At 71.5% G+C, this 19,895-nt stretch carries 18 protein-coding genes and 1 pseudogene; 6 read left to right on the plus strand and 13 right to left on the minus strand.

Annotated elements, in window-relative coordinates; translation table 11 throughout:
• The first annotated feature begins 96 nt into the window (after positions 1–96).
• Positions 97–819 carry a zf-HC2 domain-containing protein gene (locus tag HNR02_RS14395; RefSeq protein WP_179773686.1) on the plus strand — a complete coding sequence of 241 codons (723 nt, stop codon included), beginning with the start codon at positions 97–99 and terminating at the stop codon, positions 817–819.
• 53 nt (positions 820–872) lie between these two features.
• Here HNR02_RS14395 and HNR02_RS14400 read toward each other — a convergent pair whose 3' ends face one another.
• Positions 873–2,270, minus strand: coding sequence for a class II fumarate hydratase (locus tag HNR02_RS14400; protein ID WP_179773687.1), 1,398 nt, complete (start codon positions 2,268–2,270; stop codon positions 873–875).
• Positions 2,271–2,373: 103 nt separating this feature from the next.
• Here HNR02_RS14400 and HNR02_RS14405 point away from each other — a divergent pair, with 103 nt between their 5' ends.
• On the plus strand, positions 2,374–3,348 hold the full coding sequence (locus HNR02_RS14405; protein ID WP_179773688.1) for an NAD(P)/FAD-dependent oxidoreductase: 975 nt from the start codon (positions 2,374–2,376) through the stop codon (positions 3,346–3,348).
• Here HNR02_RS14405 and HNR02_RS14410 read toward each other — a convergent pair whose 3' ends face one another.
• The 6 genes from HNR02_RS14410 to HNR02_RS14435 form a co-directional block, all read right to left on the minus strand.
• Positions 3,349–4,290 (minus strand): S1 family peptidase, encoded by a 942-nt coding sequence (locus HNR02_RS14410; protein ID WP_179773689.1) that lies wholly within the window; start codon positions 4,288–4,290, stop codon positions 3,349–3,351. It lies immediately after the preceding gene.
• On the minus strand, positions 4,287–5,357 hold the full coding sequence (glpX, locus tag HNR02_RS14415; protein ID WP_179773690.1) for a class II fructose-bisphosphatase: 1,071 nt from the start codon (positions 5,355–5,357) through the stop codon (positions 4,287–4,289). The genes HNR02_RS14410 and glpX overlap by 4 nt, the downstream gene beginning before the upstream one ends.
• A gap of 85 nt (positions 5,358–5,442) precedes the next feature.
• Positions 5,443–5,658 carry an exodeoxyribonuclease VII small subunit gene (locus HNR02_RS14420; protein ID WP_179773691.1) on the minus strand — a complete coding sequence of 72 codons (216 nt, stop codon included), beginning with the start codon at positions 5,656–5,658 and terminating at the stop codon, positions 5,443–5,445.
• A complete protein-coding gene (locus tag HNR02_RS14425; protein ID WP_179773692.1) occupies positions 5,655–6,047 on the minus strand; it encodes a hypothetical protein in 393 nt (130 codons plus the stop codon). Before HNR02_RS14425 ends, HNR02_RS14420 begins: the two co-directional genes overlap by 4 nt.
• Before the next feature lie 4 nt (positions 6,048–6,051).
• The gene (xseA, locus tag HNR02_RS14430; RefSeq protein WP_179773693.1) at positions 6,052–7,290 is read right to left on the minus strand and encodes an exodeoxyribonuclease VII large subunit; all 1,239 of its coding nucleotides are present in this window, start codon (positions 7,288–7,290) and stop codon (positions 6,052–6,054) included.
• Positions 7,287–7,898 carry a lipid droplet-associated protein gene (locus HNR02_RS14435; RefSeq protein WP_179773694.1) on the minus strand — a complete coding sequence of 204 codons (612 nt, stop codon included), beginning with the start codon at positions 7,896–7,898 and terminating at the stop codon, positions 7,287–7,289. Before HNR02_RS14435 ends, xseA begins: the two co-directional genes overlap by 4 nt.
• A 137-nt stretch (positions 7,899–8,035) precedes the next feature.
• Here HNR02_RS14435 and HNR02_RS14440 point away from each other — a divergent pair, with 137 nt between their 5' ends.
• The gene (locus HNR02_RS14440) at positions 8,036–8,980 is read left to right on the plus strand and encodes a 4-hydroxy-3-methylbut-2-enyl diphosphate reductase (RefSeq protein WP_179773695.1); all 945 of its coding nucleotides are present in this window, start codon (positions 8,036–8,038) and stop codon (positions 8,978–8,980) included.
• Positions 8,981–9,346: 366 nt separating this feature from the next.
• Here HNR02_RS14440 and HNR02_RS14445 read toward each other — a convergent pair whose 3' ends face one another.
• Together HNR02_RS14445 and rmuC are read right to left on the minus strand one after the other, a co-directional pair.
• Entirely contained in the window at positions 9,347–10,444 is a 1,098-nt protein-coding gene (locus HNR02_RS14445) for a DUF6542 domain-containing protein (RefSeq protein ID WP_179773696.1), read from the minus strand.
• A gap of 154 nt (positions 10,445–10,598) precedes the next feature.
• Complete coding sequence (gene rmuC, locus HNR02_RS14450) at positions 10,599–11,516, minus strand: DNA recombination protein RmuC (RefSeq protein ID WP_179773697.1); 918 nt, start codon at positions 11,514–11,516, stop codon at positions 10,599–10,601.
• Positions 11,517–11,681: 165 nt separating this feature from the next.
• On the opposite strand from rmuC, the gene HNR02_RS14455 reads away from it, so the two are divergent.
• Both HNR02_RS14455 and HNR02_RS14460 read left to right on the plus strand, forming a co-directional pair.
• Complete coding sequence (locus HNR02_RS14455; RefSeq protein WP_179773698.1) at positions 11,682–12,833, plus strand: exonuclease SbcCD subunit D; 1,152 nt, start codon at positions 11,682–11,684, stop codon at positions 12,831–12,833.
• A complete protein-coding gene (locus tag HNR02_RS14460) occupies positions 12,830–15,793 on the plus strand; it encodes an AAA family ATPase (RefSeq protein WP_179773699.1) in 2,964 nt (987 codons plus the stop codon). The genes HNR02_RS14455 and HNR02_RS14460 overlap by 4 nt, the downstream gene beginning before the upstream one ends.
• Positions 15,794–15,795: 2 nt before the next feature.
• Here the strand turns inward: HNR02_RS14460 and HNR02_RS14465 are convergent, their stop codons facing one another.
• Both HNR02_RS14465 and HNR02_RS14470 read right to left on the minus strand, forming a co-directional pair.
• Positions 15,796–16,305: a methylated-DNA--[protein]-cysteine S-methyltransferase gene (locus HNR02_RS14465; RefSeq protein WP_179773700.1), complete on the minus strand. Its 510-nt coding sequence runs from the start codon at positions 16,303–16,305 to the stop codon at positions 15,796–15,798.
• Between the two features lie 11 nt (positions 16,306–16,316).
• Entirely contained in the window at positions 16,317–17,897 is a 1,581-nt protein-coding gene (locus tag HNR02_RS14470) for an AlkA N-terminal domain-containing protein (RefSeq protein ID WP_179773701.1), read from the minus strand.
• Positions 17,898–18,003: 106 nt separating this feature from the next.
• On the opposite strand from HNR02_RS14470, the gene ychF reads away from it, so the two are divergent.
• A complete protein-coding gene (gene ychF / locus HNR02_RS14475; protein WP_179773702.1) occupies positions 18,004–19,086 on the plus strand; it encodes a redox-regulated ATPase YchF in 1,083 nt (360 codons plus the stop codon).
• A gap of 213 nt (positions 19,087–19,299) precedes the next feature.
• Here ychF and HNR02_RS36770 read toward each other — a convergent pair.
• A pseudogene (locus tag HNR02_RS36770) lies at positions 19,300–19,644 on the minus strand (hypothetical protein); the annotation flags it as partial.
• Positions 19,641–19,769: a hypothetical protein gene (locus tag HNR02_RS36105; RefSeq protein WP_281377222.1), complete on the minus strand. Its 129-nt coding sequence runs from the start codon at positions 19,767–19,769 to the stop codon at positions 19,641–19,643. The gene HNR02_RS36105 and the pseudogene HNR02_RS36770, both read right to left, overlap by 4 nt.
• Between the last annotated feature and the right edge of the window lie 126 nt (positions 19,770–19,895).

Raw genomic sequence — 19,895 nt, forward strand, 5'->3', positions numbered from 1 at the left:
GTCAATGGGACAGCACGGTTTCGGCAAATCCCACTCGTCCCACAGTGCGGACCGGTGCGGCGGAACTATCGTGCGTCACTCGGCGACAATGCAGGTATGGACTGTGCAACCGCGCGGGAGGCGATCTCGGCGACCCTCGACGGGGAGGAGCCCGGGGTCGACGCGGCGGCGCTGGACCAGCACGTCGCGCGCTGCCCGGCCTGCTTGGCCTGGCAGGACGACGCGGCGGCCGTGACCAGGCTCGCCCGTCTGGAGCCGGCCCTGCCCTCGCCCGACGTGACCGGACGGGTGCTCGACCACCTGCCGTCGCCGCCGGCGAAGGTGGACTGGCCGCGGTGGACGCTGGTTTTCGCGGCGATCGCCCAGCTGTCCCTCGTCGTCTCGCAGCTGTTCCTGCCACAACCGATGGCGGGCGGGATGACGGTCCAGCCCGGATCGCACCTCGAGCACGAGGCCGTGGCGTTCAACTTCGCCATCGCCGTCGCGCTGCTGTGGGCGGCTTCGCGGCCGCGTCAGGCCCGCAGCCAGCTGCCGGTGCTGCTCAGCTTCACGGTCGTGCTCGTCGCGTTGTCGCTGTTCGACGTGCTCGGTGACCGGGTCGGCTGGCAACGGCTGGTCAGCCACGTGCCGCTGCTGCTCGGGGTGCTGTGCGCGCTGCTGGTCGCGCGCCGCGACGGCCGCAGGCCCTGGCCCGGCGCCCGCGCGAAATCCGGGCAGGCGGTCGATGCCGCCACCGACGGTGGCAGGTACGAGACCGCCGGACCGGGCGCCCGGTCCCGCGAGCGTCAGCCTCCGGCGGCGCGGCGCAACGTCGCCTGATCGACGTGCGGTGATCCCGGCGTGGAGGCCACCGGCGGTGGCCTCCACGGAAATCACTTGCCGCCGCGTGCCATCCGAAGCACGTCGAGGGCCTCGTCGAGCTGGGCCTCGGTGAGTTTGCCCTGCTCGAGGTAGCCGCGTTCGACGACGACCTCCCGGATCGTCTTGAGCTCCTTGAGGGCCTGCTTGGCGACGGCGGCCGCCTCCTCGTAACCGAGGTAGGCGTTCAACGGGGTCACGATCGACGGCGAACCCTCGGCGTAGGCCCGAGTGCGGTCCTCGTTGACCGTGATCCCGGCGATCACCTTGTCGGCCAGCAGCCGGGACACCGCGGCCAGCAGGCGCGCCGACTCCAGCACGTTGCGCGCGATCACCGGCAGGTTCACGTTGAGCTGGAAGTTGCCCTGCGAACCGGCGTAGGCGACGGCCGCGTCGTTGCCGATCACCTGCGCGACCACCTGCAGCGTCGCCTCCGGGATGACCGGGTTGACCTTGCCCGGCATGATCGACGAGCCGGGCTGCAGGTCCGGTAGCGCCAGCTCGGCCAGACCGGTACGCGGGCCGGAGCCGAGCCACCGCAGATCGTTGGCGATCTTGGCCAGCGACACCGCGACCGTCCGCAGGTGACCGGAAGTCTCGACCACGCTGTCCTGGCTGGCCTGCGCCTCGAAGTGGTTGCGCGCCTCGGTCAGCGGCAGCCCGGTGACCTTCGCCAGCTCACCGGACACCGCGGCGCCGAACCCGTCCGGCGCGTTGAGACCGGACCCGACCGCGGTGCCGCCGATCGGCAGCTCACCCAGACGGCCCAGCCCGGACTCCAGCCGCTCGATGCCGAAGCGGACTTGCGCCGCCCACGCCCCGGCCTCCTGGCTCAGGGTGATCGGCACCGCGTCCATCAGGTGCGTGCGGCCGGACTTCACGACGTCCTGCCACTCCGCGGCGCGTGCCTCGATCGTCTCGGCGAGGTGCTTGAGCGCCGGGATGACGTCGGCCAGCACCGCCTCCGTGGCGGCGATGTGGATCGTCGTCGGGAACGTGTCGTTCGACGACTGCGAGGCGTTGACGTGGTCGTTCGGGTGCACGTCCCGGCCCAGCGTCCGGGTCGCCAGCGTCGCGATGACCTCGTTGGCGTTCATGTTCGACGAGGTGCCGGACCCGGTCTGGAACACGTCGATGGGGAAGTGCGCGTCGTGCTTGCCCTCGGCGACCTCGTCGGCGGCGTTCGCGATCGCGCTCGCGAGGTCGTCCGCCAGCACGCCGAACCGGGCGTTGATCCGGGCCGCGGCGGCTTTGAGCAGGCCGAGCGCGCGGATCTGGGCGCGCTCGAGGCCACGGCCGGAGATCGGGAAGTTCTCGACGGCGCGCTGGGTCTGGGCCCGGTACAGCGCGGCCGCCGGCACCTTCACCTCGCCCATCGTGTCGTGTTCGATCCGGTATTCCTGTTCAGCCATGACACGAGTCTGGCCCTTTCCCGCCACGGACGCTCCGTGTGTTTGAGCACCCGGAATGGTTAGATCGAAGGTGACCCTGATCACGGCGGAAGGGCGGCGGCCCATGGACCTGTCAGTCGACGTGCTGATCGTCGGAGCCGGGCCGACCGGCTTGTTCGCCGCGTACTACGCCGGGTTCCGCGGGTTGTCGACGGCGATCGTGGACTCACTGCCCGAGGCGGGAGGGCAGGTCACCGCGATGTACCCGGAAAAGCTCATCTACGACGTCGGCGGTTTCCCCGCGGTGCGCGGCCGCGACCTGGTCAAGGGCCTCGTCGAGCAGGCCGCGCCGTTCGACCCGCGCTACCTGCTCGGGCGCAAGGCCGAAGAGCTGCGCCACGGCGACGACGGGCTGGACGTGGTGCTCGACGGCGGTGAGGTCGTGCACGCCGGAACCGTGCTGATCACGGCGGGCATCGGCGAATTCACCCCGCGCCCGCTGCCCGCCGGTGACGGATGGCTGGGCCGCGGCATGGTCCACTTCGTGCCGGCGCTCGACGCGCACGCGGGGCAACACGTGGTGGTGGTCGGCGGTGGTGACTCGGCGTTCGACTGGGTGCTCGCGCTGCACCCGCTCGCGGCGAGCGTGACGCTGGTGCACCGTCGCGCGAAGTTCCGTGCGGCCGAGTCGATCGTCGGCCAGGCTCGCGAGATCGGTGCCCGGATCATCACCGACGCGGAGGTCACCGCGCTGCGGGAAGGGCCGGACGGAGCGCTCGCCGAGGTCGAGGTGCGGGTCAAGGGTGAGGACCCGGTCGTGCTGCCCGCGCAGGCCGTGGTCGCCGCGCTCGGGTTCACCGCCGACCTCGGGCCCATCGAGAACTGGGGCCTCGACATCCACCAGCGGGCCATTCGTGTCGACTCGACCATGGCGACCGGCATCGAGCGGGTGTTCGCGGCCGGGGACGTCGCCGCCTACCCGGGCAAGGTCAAGCTGATCGCGACCGGGTTCGGCGAGGCCGCGACCGCGATCAACAACATCGCCGTCACCCTCGACCCCGAGGCCCACCTGTTTCCCGGGCACTCGAGCAACGCTTGACTACCCCGGAGGCGGCGGCGGGGCGGAGGTCGAGGTGGTGGTCGGCGTCGAGCTGGGCGGTGGCGGCGGTGCGGGGGCCGATGAGGGCGTCGGCGTCGGGCTCGGCGTCGAAGTGGGCGCAGGCTCGGGAAGGGGCGGCGGTGCCGGCGTGGGAGTCGGCGTTGGCGCGGGCACCGGTGGCGTCGTGGGCGGCGGAGCCGTCTGCTCGGTGATCCACCGCGTGTACGCGACCGCCGAGGTGTAGATCGACGGAGCCGTCGTGCAGGCCGGATCGTCGTTGCCGGACCGGCTGGTCAGGCCCAGCAGCAGCCACCGGTCACCCGCCCTGGCCAGCTCCGGGCCGCCGGAGTCGCCGTAGCAGGCGCCCGACTTGCCGCCGGGCGAGTCCGTGCACAGCTCCGAGGTCGCGTCGATGGACGCGCAACGCGCCGCGTCGACGAGGCTGGTGTCCAGCTGCTGCAGGTCGACCGGTGCCACTCCGCAACCCGGCGTCGGGCAGGTCTGGCCCCAGCCCAGCAGCCGCACCGAGGTCCCGACGTCCGTCGAGGTCCCGAGCCCGACCGGCGCGGCCTCCACCGGCGCGGCCAGGTGGACCAGTGCGATGTCCCCGCCAGGACCGCTCGGGTTGTAGTTCGGGTTCACGATGATCCGGTCGGGCTTGGCGACCTCGCCGCCCTGCGTGCGGTCGTTGCTGCCGATCCGCGCGAGGAACGCGTCCGGCGTCTTCTCCTGCACGCAGTGCGCGGCGGTCAGCAGCCACTGCGGCGTGATCAGTGACGCGCCGCAGAAGTGCCGTCCCGAAGACGTCTGCAGCGACGTCACGAACGAGTAGCTCTGGTCGGCGGACACACCGCCGACCAGGTCCGGCCTGGCCGCCGCCGACTGCGCGACCGTCCCGAAGACGAGCAGGCACGCGGCGGCGATCAGCAGGAGGCGTTTCACGGCAGCGGAGGCACCACATCGTCGTCGGGGATGTCGGTCAGGACTCCGTCGAAGTCGACGGAGGAGTACGCACGGAGCTTCGTCAGACGGTGATAGCCGTCGATCAGCCGCACCGTGCCGGACTTCGAGCGCATCACGATCGACTGCGTCGTCGCGCCACCCGAGCGGTAGTGCACGCCACGCAGCAGGTCGCCGTCGGTGACCCCGGTCGCGCAGAAGAACACGTTGTCACCGCGCACCAGGTCGTCCGTGCTGAGCACGCGGTCCAGGTCGTGCCCGGCTCCGAGCGCCTTCTCGCGCTCCGCGTCGTCCTTGGGCCACAGCCTGCCCTGCAGCTCGCCGCCGAGGCACTTCATCGCGCAGGCGGTGATGATGCCCTCCGGCGTGCCGCCGATGCCGAACAGCATGTCCACACCGGTGGTCGGGCGGGCCGCGGCGATCGCGCCGGCCACGTCACCGTCGGAGATGAAGCGGATCCGGGCGCCGGCCTCGCGGACCTCCTTGATCAGCTGCTCGTGCCGCGGCCGGTCGAGGATGCAGACCGTGACGTCCGAGACGTCGGTGTGCTTGGCCTTCGCGACCCGGCGGATGTTCTCCGCGACCGGTGCGGACAGGTCCACGACCCCCGCGGCCTCGGGCCCCACGGCCAGCTTCTCCATGTAGAAGACCGCCGACGGGTCGAACATCGCCCCGCGCTCGGCGACCGCCAGTACCGCCAGCGCGTTCGGCATGCCCTTCGACATCAGGGTCGTGCCGTCAATCGGATCCACGGCGACATCGCACGCCGGGCCGTCCCCGTTGCCCACCTCTTCGCCGTTGTAGAGCATCGGGGCTTCGTCTTTTTCGCCCTCGCCGATGACCACGACGCCGCGCATCGACACGGTCGAGATCAGCTGCCGCATCGCGTCGACGGCAGCACCGTCGCCCGAGTTCTTGTCACCCTTGCCGACCCACCGCCCGGCGGCCATCGCCGCGGCCTCGGTGACGCGCACCAGTTCCATCGCGAGGTTGCGATCCGGCGCTTCCTTGCGTCTGGTCGTGTCCGGGGACGGGGTGCCGCTGGTCATTGCTGCCCTCCAGGTTGCTGCCGGCGCGGGTAACGATTCTCGCAGACTCGCGCGAACTCGCAGGGCAGCGAGGCGATGGGGAATGTCACCCTTCGTCGTTGTTTCCGTCCTCGACGGACTTCAAGGCGTCCTCGATGCGCTCGCGCGCCCCCTCCAGGTGACGTTCGCACAGCTTGGCGAGGTGCTCGCCCTTCTCCCACAGCGTGAGCGACTGCTCCAGGGACAGACCACCCGCCTCGAGTTCGCGAACGACCTCGATCAGCTGGTCGCGGGCCTGTTCATAGCCGAGTTCTTCGGTCACCGGGTTGTGCTCCTCGCGGGTCGACGAGCGCACACTACCGCGCTGGCCATCGCGTGGTCGTACCCGGCGAAGGCGCTGGCGAACTCCTGGCCATCACCCTCCGTGATCGCGAGCTCGATCGAACCCTGCGCCCGCGCGACACGCCGACGGTGCGGGGTGCCCTCGTTGAACCACCACCTGGTGCCCACGTACGCCGAGGTCGCCTCGGACAGCCGGCGCAGCCGTCCGTCCAGGTCCCAGCGGCCCGGCACGGCGCACCCGGCCAGCAGCGACGCCCAGCACGCCCCGGCCGCGGCCTCGGCGGCACCGGCGCGGTCGAGAATCGTCCGGGCGCCCACCCTGGCCGCGGCGTCCGTGGTGAGCGGGAGGAACGTGGCGCGACGCAGCACGGGCCTACTCTCCTGGTTCGGTGGACTTCGTCACCGCATGCACCGCTCCGTCGACGACGCGCACGCGCAGCGGAGTTCCCTCCGCTACTTCAGAGATGTGCCGGAGCACCTGGAGGTTGCCTGCCTCGTCGCGATACTGCACGACCGCGTACCCGCGCTCGAGCGTCGCCGCGGGACCGAGCGCGGTCAGCTTGCCGCGGGCGCCGGAGATCGCGGCCTGCTCGTGCGAGACGAGGTTGAGCATGGCGCGCCGCCCGCGTTCCCGGTGCAGTTCGATCTCGTCGGCACGCCGGTTGACCGGGCCGAGCGGATCGGCCAGGACCGGGCGGCTGCGGAGCTGGTCGAGCAGGCGGCACTGAGTGTCGACCCAGCCGTGCAGCGCGCGGCGGGCACGGTCCCGCATCTGCCGGACGCGCTCGTTCTCCTCCTTCACATCCGGCACGATGCGCTTGGCGGCGTCGGTCGGAGTCGAGCAGCGCACGTCGGCGACGTGGTCGAGCAGCGGGGTGTCCGGTTCGTGCCCGATCGCGCTGACCACCGGCGTCCGCGCCGCGGCGACGGCGCGGCACAGGGTCTCGTCGGAGAACGGCAGCAGGTCCTCGACGCTGCCGCCGCCGCGCGCGATCACGATGACCTCGACCGACGGGTCGGCGTCGAGCATTTTCAGCGCCTTGACGATCTGCGGCACCGCCTGCACACCCTGCACCGCGGTGTTGACCACCTGGAACGGCGCGGCCGGCCAGCGGTTGTGCGCATTGACCAGCACGTCCCGCTCGGCGGCCGACGCGCGGCCGGTGATCAGGCCGATGCCCTTGGGCAGGAACGGCGGGCGGCGCTTGCGCTCCTGCGCGAACAGGCCCTCCGCGGCCAGCAGGCGGCGCAGGCGTTCGATGCGGGCGAGCAGCTCACCGATACCGACCGCGCGGATCTCCGTCGCGCGCAGCGAAATGGTTCCGCGGCCCAGGTAGAAGGTGGGTTTGGCGTAGACGACGACGCTCGCGCCGTCCCGCAACGGCGGTTCGATGCCGCGCAGCAGGCCCGCCGGGCAGGTCACGGTCATGGACACGTCGGCGGCCGGATCGCGCAGGGTGATGAACGCGGTCGACGTGCCGGGCCGCGCGTTGATCTGCGTGACCTGGCCCTCGACCCAGACCTGGCCGAGCCGGTTGATCCACTCGGCGATCTTGCGGGCGACCGTGCGGACCGGCCACGGGTTCTCCGCGCTGGTGGGTTCGGCGCTCACTCGGCGTCGGCGTCCCCGGTGGCGTTGGCGCGCTGCACGTTGGTGATGCGGCGGGCCAGCATGCCGACGAACTGCGCACGGTTCTCGTGGGCGCGCTCGTAGGCCAGCAGCTCCTCCAGCTCCTCCAGGGAGAAGCGGCGCAGGCGGGCGCGCAGCTGGGGCAGGCTGAGCTCGTCGTAGTTGCCGAGGCCGAGCGGGCCGGCGGAGGTGTCGGCCGGGCTGTCGAACTCGCCCTCGACGTGCTCCTCACCCAGGGCGCGTTCCTCCTGCTCCCAGGGGCTGTCGCCGACCTCGGCGAGTACGGCGTCCGGGCGGTGGCCGTTGGTGCGGGACTCCTCGGCGACGGGTTCGGTCGGCCGACTGGCCAGGTCCTCGTCGAACGTGGCCCAGCTGGGCTCCTCCTCGACGGGCCGCAGCGAGGCGAGGGCGTCGTCGCCCCGGATGGCCAGCTCGGTGACGTGCTGCTGCATGCGCATGGAGAACTGGAGCACGCCGGAGATCACCGTGACGGGCAGGCCGAGCAGTGTTTTCGGCAGGTCGCGGGCGCGTTCCGCGGCGGTCACGGCCAGGCCCGCCGCGACGCGGAGGGGAAGCGGGAGTGGCTTCATGCCTACAGCGTGCCGCACTCGGGCCGTTCAGCCCAACCGGTGCGCCGCCGCGGGGTGATCGGACGCACAGAATTCACGGTGGCGGGGCCCCGGTGGGGGCCGGGTCCGGGTCCGCCGCGGCCCGTACCCTGGGAGGTATGACTGCTGCCTCCAAGCGTGTGTTGCTGGCCAAGCCGCGTGGTTACTGCGCTGGTGTGGACCGCGCCGTGGTCGCCGTGGAGAAGGCCCTGGAGCTGTACGGACCGCCGGTGTACGTGCGCAAGGAGATCGTGCACAACCGGCACGTCGTGGACCGGCTGCGGGAGCGCGGCGTCATCTTCGTCGAGGAGACGTCCGAAGTGCCCGAGGGGGAGCTCGTGGTGTTCTCGGCGCACGGTGTGTCGCCTGCCGTTCGCGCCGAGGCGGAAGAACGCAACCTGCGCACCATCGACGCGACGTGCCCGCTGGTCACGAAGGTGCACAAGGAGGTCAACCGGTTCGCCGGGCAGGACTACGACATCCTGCTGATCGGCCACGAGGGGCACGAAGAGGTCGAGGGCACCGCCGGTGAGTCGCCGTCGCACGTGCAGCTGGTCGACACGGCGGAGGACGCGGCGAACGTCGAGGTGCGCGACCCGTCCAAGGTGGTGTGGCTGTCGCAGACGACGCTGAGCGTCGACGAGACGATGGTCCGGGTCAACCAGCTCAAGGACCGCTTCCCGACGCTGGCGGACCCGCCCAGCGACGACATTTGTTATGCCACGTCCAACCGTCAGACGGCGGTGAAGGCGATGGCCCCCGAATGCGATCTGGTGCTGGTGGTGGGATCGACGAACTCGTCCAACTCGCAGCGCCTGGTGGAGGTGGCCAAGCAGGCCGGTGCCCGTGACGCCCACCTGATCGACTACGCCCGCGAGGTCGACGAGTCGTGGTTGGACGGTGTCACCACCGTCGGCGTGACGAGTGGCGCGTCGGTCCCGGACGTGCTGGTGATGGACCTGCTGAGCTGGCTGGCCGACCGCGGCTGGGGCGAGGTGCAGGAAGTGACGACCGCCAACGAGAAGATCGCCTTCGCGCTCCCGCGCGAGCTGCGCGGGGTGTAGTCAGCGCTTCTGGACCGGGTTGCCGTGGGCTGGGTCGGTTTGCCGTCGGCGCCTTTCCAGTGACCTGGTTGCTGTTGGGTAGTTCCGACTTCCGGCGCCCCTGGACCGTTTTTCCGTTTCAGGGGCGCTTGTCGTGTTCCGGCTCAGTCCTCTGTGGCTTGTTCGCCAGCCCTGCCCCCTCGTCTGGGCGAGATGCATGGCGAGGCTGTGGGACCCAGGTGGTGCGGGCCGCCGGTGCTGCGTGATCGAGTGAGAGCGCCGACCGTGTCACCTCATCCGGGCCAGATCGGCGCGAAGGCGGCCGGACGTGGCTGGCGCGCCCTGCGGTCGCGGTGCCGGAGTGGTGCCGGGTGAGGTGGCGACACCTCAGGCGCCGTCGTCCCAGGGGCGACGGCGTGGGGGTGTTCCGCGGCGGCCGTTGGGGGCTCGGCGAGGGTCGCCCGCTGGTGGCGGGACGCGCCGGGGGCGCTCGGCCGCCGGACCGCCGCCACGGGACTCTTCCGGCGGGAGCCCACCGCGCTGCCGCGGGCGGCGTCCCGGCGGCGGGACCTTGCCGCCCCGGCCACCGGCCTCACGGCGCGGATCGTCCTCCACCGGCCGTCGCGCGGCACGACGCTCATCCTCCGGGCCACGGCGCCTGCCACCGCGAGGCGCCTCGCCCGGACGGCCGTCGTCGAGGTCGTCGCTCACACCACGGCGGCTGGCGCGGCGCGGATCGTCCTCGGCACCACGACGCCCGCCACTCCGGCGAACATCATCGCGCCGACGGCGGAGATCGTCCTCGGCGGGAGGCCGCGCCGGACGCCGCGCGGCAGGACCAGCCACCGCGCCCGCGGCAGCCGCGCCCGGGCGCCCCTCGCCGCGCCCTTCGACGGGCTCGCCACGGTCGGCAGGACGACGGCCCCGCGGAGCGTCGCCGCGTGCCCCGGCACCACCGCGTGCGGCACTACCCGGCCGCTTCGGGTCGGTGGGGCGCTTGCCGTCGGCAGCCGTCGGCTTCGCGTCCGGGTCGCGCTCGCGGTAGATCCGGACGATGCCCAGCACGAGTGTGCAGGCGGTGGTGATCGCCATCGTCGGGAAGCCGTTGATCAGCGGTGTGCCGACGGCGAGCGCCTTCGACAGCGTGTCGCTGTCGTCCGGCAACCCGGACACCAGCAGCACCACACCGGGCACGGTGATGCCCAGGATCAGCGGAGGCTGCACCATCGGCCCGAACAGGCTGCGCCGCTGCACGGCACACACCGCGCCGACCGATCCGATGAAGTACGCGCCCTTGAACAACCAGCCGAGCGTGTCCTGCGTCTGCATGTCGATGACCGCGCCGATCACCGCCAGCCCGAAGGCGCCGAGCACGGCACCCCACCACGGCAGGCCCCGGCGCTCACCGACGATGGGACGCTGATCCCACGGCACGGGGATGTCGTCGGCGTCGGATTCGCTCCGGCGATCGGGAATGGCGGTCACAGGGCAACACCGTAACCTGTAGCCGCCGTCACCGGCGCCCCATCCCGCGAGGATGCGGTTCAGACCACTGCGTCAGCTGCCGTGGCACCTGCTGTGAGCAGCGTTTTCGCCGCCGGCGGTCCTGTTGGCAACGTGCCGGTTACACAGCTTTTTCTCAGCTCGCGGCCATCTCGTCCCCCCTTCGGATGGGAGCCACCTCGGTCGGGCTCGCCGCCGCGTCCGACAGCGGTGCCACAGCCGTCCGGAACCCTTCGAGCGCGTCGAGCTCACGTCGCCGCGCCGACAGGAACCGCTGCAGGTGGGTGCTACTGAGGTTGAGCGCCTCGACGGCGTTGCCCGCGGCCCGGTGTGCGGCCGCCGCGCCGGCTCGTACCCGCTCGATGTCCTCCACGACCGCCCGGTCGCTCGCGGCGAACAGCGCGGCCGACGCCACCACCGCGAACCCGGTCGGCCCGCACAGGAACACCCGCCGGTCGAGCATCCACCGCAACAGTTCGGGATCGGTGTCCAGCGCCGCCACCACGGCCGCGTCCGATGGTACGAACATCACCGTGCCGTAGATCGCGTCGGCCCAGCGCTGGTACCCCTTGCCCGCCAGTTCCGCCGCCCGCGAGCGGAGATTCCGGACGTGCACCCGCAGCGCGTCCATGCGCTCGTCGGGATCGTCGGTTTCGACCGCTTCCGCCCAGCACGCCAGACTGGCCTTCGCGTCGACCGGCACCGCTCTGTCACCGCCGACCCGGAGCACCATGTCCGGTTTGGCCGATCCACCTCCGGCGAGGTCGGTCTGCAACGTGTAATGCAGACCCTCGCGCAGTCCCAGCGCGCGCGCCGTCTCCGCCAGCACCTGCTCGCCCAGCTCACCCCGGCCGCTGATCGATGCGAACGCCACCTCGTAGCGGCGCAACGCCGCCTGCTGCTGGTCCACGCGTGACCGCTCGGCTTCGACCTGACGGGCCGCGGCGTCCGCGCGCCGCATGGTGTCGCCGTAGAGGCGCCACAGCAGGACGACCGCCACGACGAGCACCAGAGCGATCGCGACGGCTGCCGTGCTGATCACGGTGGGGGCCACTGCCGCCCCTCCTTTCTTGATCGTCGACAACGTGCTCGCATCATGACGGAGGGCACCGACAAAAACGGTGGGCCTCCGTCCCGATCCACACCGAACACACGTTCGGGTGAAGGTTTGCGGTGTGTCTGCGGGATTCTGTCGGACCCCCCTCCTAACTTGGGCCACGTGAGACTCCTGCACACCTCCGACTGGCACGTCGGACGCACCTTCCACGGCCTGGACCTGCTCGCCGATCAGGACGCCGTGCTCGCTCACCTCGCGGATGTCGTGGCCGCCGAGGGGGTCGACGTCGTCCTCGTCGCGGGCGACATCTACGACCGCGCCGTGCCGTCGGCCGAGGCTGTGCAGGTGGCCAACCGCGCGCTGAGCCGGTTGCGCCGGGCGGGAGCCGAACTCGTTCTCACGTCGGGCAACCACGATTCGGCGCCGCGGCTGGGGGCGTTCGGCGAGTTCGCCGCGGCCGGTGGCCTGCACCTGCGTACGACGATCGACCGGATCGACCGGCCGGTCCTGCTCGACGACGCCCACGGACCGGTCGCCGTCTACGGCATTCCTTACCTGGAGCCGGAACCGGCCCGGCACGCCCTCGGGGTCACCGGAGCGCGAGGACACACGGGAGTGCTGACCGAAGCGATGCGCCGTGTCCGCGCCGATCTCGCCGGGCAGCCGCCAGGCACCCGTTCCGTCGTGCTCGCGCACGCGTTCGTCACCGGTGGCGAGGCGACGGAGTCGGAGCGGAAGATCGCGGTCGGCGGGGTCGAACAAGTGCCGGGTGCGGTGTTCGACGGCCCCGACTACGTCGCTCTGGGGCACTTGCACGGTCCGCAGACCCTGGCCGAGCACCTGCGGTATTCGGGCAGTCCCGTCGCCTACTCGTTCTCCGAGGCGCTGCAACGCAAATCGGTCTGGATCGTCGATCTCGACGCCGCCGGGCTGGCGGACGTCCGCCGGCACGAGCTTCCCGTTCCGCGCCGACTTGCCAAGATCAGCGGGCGACTGCCGGAACTGCTGGAAGATCCGGCGCACGACGAGCTGGTGGACTGCTACCTGTCGGTGGCGCTCACCGACGCGGTGCGCCCGGTGGACGCGATGCGGCTGCTGCGCGAGCGATTCCCGCACGCCGTGCACCTGGAATGGCAGCCGGAGAACGGAAAGACCTCGGCGGCGCTCCGCTACGCGACGGCGGTCCGGGGGCGCACGGACCAGGAGATCGCCCGTGGTTTCCTGGACGACTGCCGGGGAGCGCCGCCGAACGAACGGGAAACCGGGCTGCTGCGGACGGCGCTGGAAAAGGCCGGCAGGGAGGACGCGGCATGAGACTCCACCTGCTCGAGGTGGCGGCGTTCGGCCCGTACCGGGGCCGGGAGACCGTCGACTTCGACGCGCTCGGCGCCGACGGGCTGTTCCTCCTCCACGGCGACACCGGCGCGGGCAAGACGACGCTCCTGGACGCGGTGGCGTTCGCGTTGTTCGGCACCGTTCCCGGTGCACGCGGTCAGGTCAAACGGCTGCGGTGTGATCTTGCGGGGCCGGACGACGCCACCGAGGTCGTGCTCGAACTGACCGTGCAGGGGCAGCGGTTGCGGCTGTCCCGCAGCCCCGAATACCAGCGCCCGAAGCGGCGTGGCGAAGGCACGACGACGCAGCAGGCCAAAGCGGTGCTGCGCTGGGTAGGTGAGCCGCCCGCGGGTCAGCCGGCCGAGGGGCTGACGCGGATCGACGAGGTCGGCCGCACGGTGGAGCGTTTGCTGGGAATGAGCGCCGCGCAGTTCTTCCAGGTGGTGCTGCTGCCGCAGGGCGAATTCGCCCGGTTCCTGCGCGCGGACACCGACGAGCGCGAGAAGCTGCTGGAGAAGTTGTTCGGCACGAAGCGGTTCGCCGATGTCGAAGCCTGGTTCCGCGAGCGGAGAACCGAGCAGCGCCGGAAGCTGGAGGAGCAGCGTCAGGATCAGCAGGTCCTGACGGCACGGTTCGCCCAGGTGGCCGGAGAGGACGTGCCGGAGGAGGACGTCGCGGACTGGGTCATGCGCACCGGTGAACGTATCCGCACAGCTCTGGAACAGGCGCAGAACAGGGAACAGCACGCGCAGGCCACGCGTGAGGTCACCGAGAAGGTTCTGGCGGAGCGCCGCGCAGCTGCCGATCGCGTTCGGCGCGTCCGGGCAGCGCACCAGCGGCTTTCCGTTCTGGCCGAACAGAAAGAGGAGCGTGACCGGTGGGCCGATGAGCTGCGGGCGGCCCGGCGGGCGGCGACGGTCGTGGGCGTCGCCGCCCAGGCGGAACGTTGCGTCAAGCAGCTCGACGAGGCTCGCCGCGCCGAAGCGCGTCACGCGGAAGCGCTCACGGCAACGGGCTTCGCTGACGCCGAGGCGGACACCGACCAGCTGCGCCGCCTGTCCGGGCGGCTGCGCGAGGAGGCCGGTGCGCTGGCCGGCCTGGTCGCGGAGGCCGAACAGCAGGACAGGGACCGACGGGACATCGAACGGTTCGGGGACACCGCGACGGGGGCACGCGCGCAAGCCCGGTTGCTCGGGGAGAAGCTGGCGGGCATCCCCGAGCGTGCCCGGGAGCTGCGGGAAAGACTCGACGCCGCGATCGACGCCGAGGCGAAGCTCGGGGACAAACGCGAGCGGGAGGCCGAACTCGTCACCGCGGTTCAGGACGCGGCGTGCCTGCCCGCGGCTCTTCGTGCGGCAAGCGATGCCGATGCTTCGGCCCGTGAGGCCATCGACCGGCACCAGGAGGCACGTGAGCGGTTCCTGGAGTTGCGGAGGTGGCGGCTCGACGGCATGGCAGCAGAGCTGGCCTCCCGGTTGACGCCCGATTCGCCCTGCCCGGTCTGTGGTTCCGGTGATCATCCGGCTCCGGCGCTGACCCGCCCCGAGGCGGTCTCGCCCGAGCAGGAGCAGGCTGCCGAGGACGCGGAGAGCCGGGCTGAGGGACACCGCAAGACCGCGGAGGCGGCCAAGTACGACGCGGAGAAGAAGCTCGCCGCGCTGCGGGAACGCCTGCGTGGACGCGACGGCGAGCAGCTGAACGCGGAGCTGTCGGCGCTGCGCGAGGAGATCGCGGGCCTCGACGCGCTGGCGAAGCAGCGGGCGCGGCTCGCGAAACTGTTTGAGGCGACCGAGGCCGAACACCGGGACCTGGAAGAGAAGCGGTCGAAGGAGCTGCAGACGGCCACGGCCGCCGAAACGCAACGCGGGACGTTGACAGCCAGGGTGGAAGAACGTGCCCGGCGTCTCGACGAGGCGCGCGGCGAGCATCCCGATGTCGGTGCCCGCCGCAACCATCTGGCGGGGATCGTCGCCGCGCTCGACGCTCTGGCCGAGGCGCGCTCAGCGACCAGGAACGCCGGCGAGCAGCTGGAGCGTCAGCGCGCCGAGGTGCGGAAAGCGCTGCAGCGGGCCGGTTTCGGGACGACCGAGGAGATGCGGGCCGCCGCCCGTGACGAGTCGACGGTACGGGATCTGGAGAAGCGGCTGACCGAGGCCGGTGAGGCGGAGGCCGCTGCACGGGCCACGCTGAACGAGCCCGAGCTGTTCGGGGTGGCGCCGGACGACGAGGTCGATGTCGAGTCGGCACGGGCCGAAGCGGAAGCCGCGCGCGAGGCCGCGGAGAGCGCGGTCGCCGTGCGTCAGTCCGCCGCCAAACAGGCGCGCGATCTCGGGTCGCTGGCCGAACGCCTGGCGGCGGCCACCGAGCGGTTGCGGCCGCTCGAGGAGGAGTTCGCGGAACTGGACGCGCTGACCGACGTGGTCAACGGACGCGGGCAGAACGCGCGGAAGATGTCGCTGCGGTCGTACGTGCTGGCGGCGCGGCTGGAAGAAGTGGCCATCGCGGCAACGGCGCGGTTGCAGACGATGAGTCAGGGCCGGTACTCGTTCGTGCACTCCGATGCGGCCGGATCGCACGGGACGAGGGGCGGTCTGGGACTGGACGTGCTCGACGACTTCTCGGGCACGATCCGGCCGGCGAAAACACTGTCCGGAGGGGAGTCGTTCCTCGCGTCGCTGTCGCTGGCCCTCGGGCTGGCGGACGTCGTCGCGGCGGAGACCGGTGGCTCGTTGCTGGACACGTTGTTCGTCGACGAAGGTTTCGGGACGCTCGACTCCGAAACCCTCGACGTGGTGATGAACATCCTCGACGAGTTGCGGGCCGGGGGCCGGGTGGTCGGTCTCGTATCCCACGTGGAGGAACTGCGACAGCGGATCCCGACCCGGTTGCGGGTGCGCAAGTCTCGCACCGGGTCGAGTCTGGAGTTGCAGATGGCGTGAATTCAAGCGCGGTAAGGGGTTTCGTGGTCGAGCAGCCATCGCTTGACGTCGATGCCCCACCGGAACCCGCCCAGTGCGCCGCCGATGCGGAGCACGCGGTGGCAGGGCACGAACAGCGCCGCGGCGTTGCGGGCGCAGGCCGAGGCCGCGGCGCGGACGGCCGCGGGACGGCCGGCGAGCGAGGCGTACTCGGTGTAGGTGACCGGTTTCCCGGCGGGCACCGTGCGCAGCACGTCCCACGCGTGTTGCAGGAACTCGCCGGAACGCTGCCGCACGGGGATGTCGTCGATGGCGTCGAGTTCGCCCTCGTGGTAGCGGCGGATCGCGGTGCTGACGGCGCCGAGGTCACGCTTCTCGCGAAGCTCGGACGGGAGCAGAGAGGGGGATATTTGAGGGGTCAGTTCGTCGAGGTCGGCTGTCCAACCTGAGGCCAGGACGGCGCCGTCGGCCGCGACGATCGCGGTGAACGGGCCGACGCGGGTGTCGGTCGTGGACCAGTGGGCGATGCTCATGTCGGTTCTCCTTATGCGGTTCGGGCCTGGCTGGAGCGCCACAGGTACATGCCGGCGTAGGACCGCCAGGGCCGCCACGCCTGGGCGCGCTCGGTGAGGGCGGGGATGTCGTCGGCGATGCCGAGGGCGGACGCGCCTTTGCGGAGCACGAGGTCGCCGGTGAGGAGCACGTCCGGGGCGCCGAGGACGCGCATCAGCACGTAGTCGGCCGTCCACGGCCCCACGCCGGTGAGGCCGAGCAGTTCGGCGCGGAGCTCGGCGGCGTCGCGTCCGACGTGCACGTCGATGTCGCCTGAGGCGACGGCGGCGGCAGCGCTCAGGATGGCGTCGATGCGGCGCTTCGGTCCCCGGAGCACCTCATGCCCGCGTTCTGCCACCGCTTCGGCGGTGGGGAACAGCAGGGTGTCCTTCTGCCACGGAACCGGATCGCCGAGCGCGGCGGTGAGCCTGGCCGCGGCGGTGCGTGCCGCGGCGACCGAAATCTGCTGCCCGAGCATCGCGCGCAGCACGAGCTCGAAGCCGTCCGCGGCGCCGGGCACGCGGATGCCCGGGGCCGCCGCGACCGCGGGGGCCAGCGCCGGGTCGGCGCCCAGCACTCTGGCGACGGCCTCGGGATCAGCGTCGAGATCCAGTAGGCGGCGGGCCCGGGTGACCGCGGCGCCGAGATCCCGGACGTCGGCGAGCCGCAGGTCGCAGCGCACATGTCCGTCCTGCGGCGTCAGCGTCACTGACGCGGCGCCGTGTGGGAGCCGCAGGGTGCGGGCGTAGCTGTGTTCGTCCGCTGCTTCGACGCCGGGCACGGCCCGCGCGGCGAAGAAGCCGAGGATGCCTCCGGCATCGAACGGTGGGCGGAAGGGCAGTCGCAGGGACAGGCGCGTGCCGGCAGCGGTTCCCGCCTCGGGGCCGGTGTCGCCCTTCGGGCGGCGCGCCTCGGGGCCGGTGTTGCCTTTCCGGCGGCGCGCCTCGGGGTCGGCAGCGCCGGACCGGCGGCGTGCTGCGGACGCGGCCGTCCGCAGCTGGGACGGTGTGCGGGCGAAGACGTCGCGGATCGTGTCGTTGAACTGCCGGACGCTCGTGAATCCAGCCGCGAACGCGACATCGGCCAGCGGTAGCTCGGACAGCTCGATGAGCAGCCGCGCCGAATGGGCCCGGTGGGCGCGGGCCAGTGCGAGCGGTCCCGCGCCCAGTTCGGCGGTCAGGACCCGGCCGAGTTGCCGCTCGGAGTAGCCGAGGTGGCGGGCCAGGCCGGGGACGCCGTCACGCTCGACGACGCCGTCGGCGATGAGCCGCATGGCACGAGCGGCCAGGTCGGCGCGCACGTCCCACAGTGGCGAGCCGGGCACGGCGTCGGGCAGGCAGCGGCGACACGCGCGGAAACCGGCGGCCTGCGCCGCCGCGGCGGTCGGGTAGAACCGCACGTTCTCCTGCCGTGGCGTGAGCGCCGGGCAGGATGGCCGGCAGTAGATGCCGGTCGTGCGCACCGCCGTGATGAACTGGCCGTCGAAACGGGCGTCGCGGGACGTGACGGCGCGGTAGCAGCGCTCGGTGTCACGCCAGAGCGCCTGCTCGGCTGGTGCGGCGGTAGCTGTCATGGGTTCGATCCTGCCAGCAGGTCAGCCGCCTGACTGGCGGAAATCCGACATGGGCGTGCACGGGCGGCCGGGCCGGGGCGGGTGCCCGCCCCGTAGACTGCGGGCCGTGAGTCTGACCCTCGGTATCGTCGGCCTGCCCAACGTCGGCAAGTCGACCCTGTTCAACGCGCTGACCCGCAACGACGTGCTCGCGGCCAACTATCCGTTCGCCACGATCGAGCCCAACGTGGGTGTCGTGCCGCTGCCCGACGAGCGGCTGGACAAGCTCGCCGAGATGTTCAGCTCCGCGAAGACCGTTCCGGCCACGGTGTCCTTTGTGGATATCGCAGGCATCGTGAAAGGTGCCTCCGAGGGGGCCGGCCTCGGCAACAAGTTCCTCGCGAACATCCGCGAGGCCAACGCGATCTGCCAGGTCATCCGCGTGTTCGACGATCCGGACGTGGTGCACGTCGACGGCCGGGTCGACCCGTCGTCGGACATCGAGACGATCAACACCGAGCTGATCCTCGCCGATCTGCAGACCCTGGAGAAGGCGCTGCCACGGCTGGAGAAGGAAGCCCGGACGAAGAAGGAGAACCGGCCCGCGCTGGAGGCCGCGCAGACCGCGAAGGACATCCTCGACGGTGGCCGGACCTTGTTCGCCGCGCAGAAGGAGATCGACACCGCGTTGCTGCGGGAGCTGAGCCTGCTCACGCTGAAGCCGTTCCTGTACGTCTTCAACGCCGACGAGGGCATTCTGACCGACGAGGCGAAGCGCGAGGAGCTGACGAAGCTGGTCGCCCCCGCCGACGCCGTGTTCCTGGACGCGAAGGTCGAGGCGGAGCTGCTGGAGCTGGACGACGAGGAGTCCGTGCGCGAACTGCTGGAGTCGGTCGGCCAGACCGAGCCCGGCCTGCACGCACTGGCTCGCGCCGGGTTCCACACCCTGGGCCTGCAGACGTACCTGACGGCGGGCCCGAAGGAGTCGCGCGCGTGGACGATCCCGCAGGGCGCCACCGCGCCGCAGGCCGCGGGTGTCATCCACACCGACTTCGAGCGTGGTTTCATCAAGGCCGAGGTCGTGTCCTACGACGACCTGATGGAAGCCGGCTCGATGGCCGCCGCGCGCTCCGCCGGCAAGGTCCGGATGGAAGGCAAGGACTACACCATGGCCGACGGCGACGTGGTGGAGTTCCGCTTCAACGTCTGATCCGGCGGACGCCGCTCGTTCAGCGGGCAGCCGCATCGGACGACACCGTCCGCGGCGGCGCGGATCTCGGGACTGCCGGCATCCGGCTGTCCAGGACCTTGAACAGCGCCGCGAACACCAGCGCCACCACCAGAAGTGTGGTGCGGCTGTCCAGAAGCCCAGCCGCACCACGTCGAGGAACGGGTACGGGTACCAGTCGGTGAAGGTGCCCTGCGTGAAGATGTAGATGAGCCAGACCACGGGCCACACGAAGGTGCTCGCCACCGTCGGCCAGGTCAGGGCGCGGAAGGGGCTGAAGAGCAGCCACGCGGCCACGGTCGCCGCCCACGGGGCGACGTAGTGGAACCGATGGTGGCCACCAGGGCGGCTCCGGTGAGGTGCACCTGCGGCGCCGGCACGATGGCGTACACCAGCCCGGTGATCAGGATCCCGAGCAGTGCGTCCAGGCGCACGACGCGCCACAACGGACCCCCGAAATCGGGGCGCCGGGCCAGCGCCACGGCGGCCGTCAGGACGATCAGGTTGCTTTCGATCGTGAAGTAGCTGAACAGCCGTCACAGGCGGGCGCCCAGGCTTACAGCATCGCCAGCCTGTCCGGAGTTCGCGTCGGCGCCGCCGGTGAAGAGCAGCGCCGGCTGGACGACCAGCGAAGCGAGCACGACGGCCGCGATGAGGCCGTCCACCAGCGGGAACGGTTCGAGCGGTGCCGGAAGCCATCGGGACGGAACATGACCCGCCTCGAATGCCGGAAGCCGAGGCGTTCACCTCATCGGTGCAAAAAGGCGAACCGCCCAGGCCGGGGGTGCCTG

It is taken from the genome of Amycolatopsis endophytica (assembly GCF_013410405.1).
Taxonomy (GTDB): Bacteria; Actinomycetota; Actinomycetes; order Mycobacteriales; family Pseudonocardiaceae; genus Amycolatopsis_E; species Amycolatopsis_E endophytica.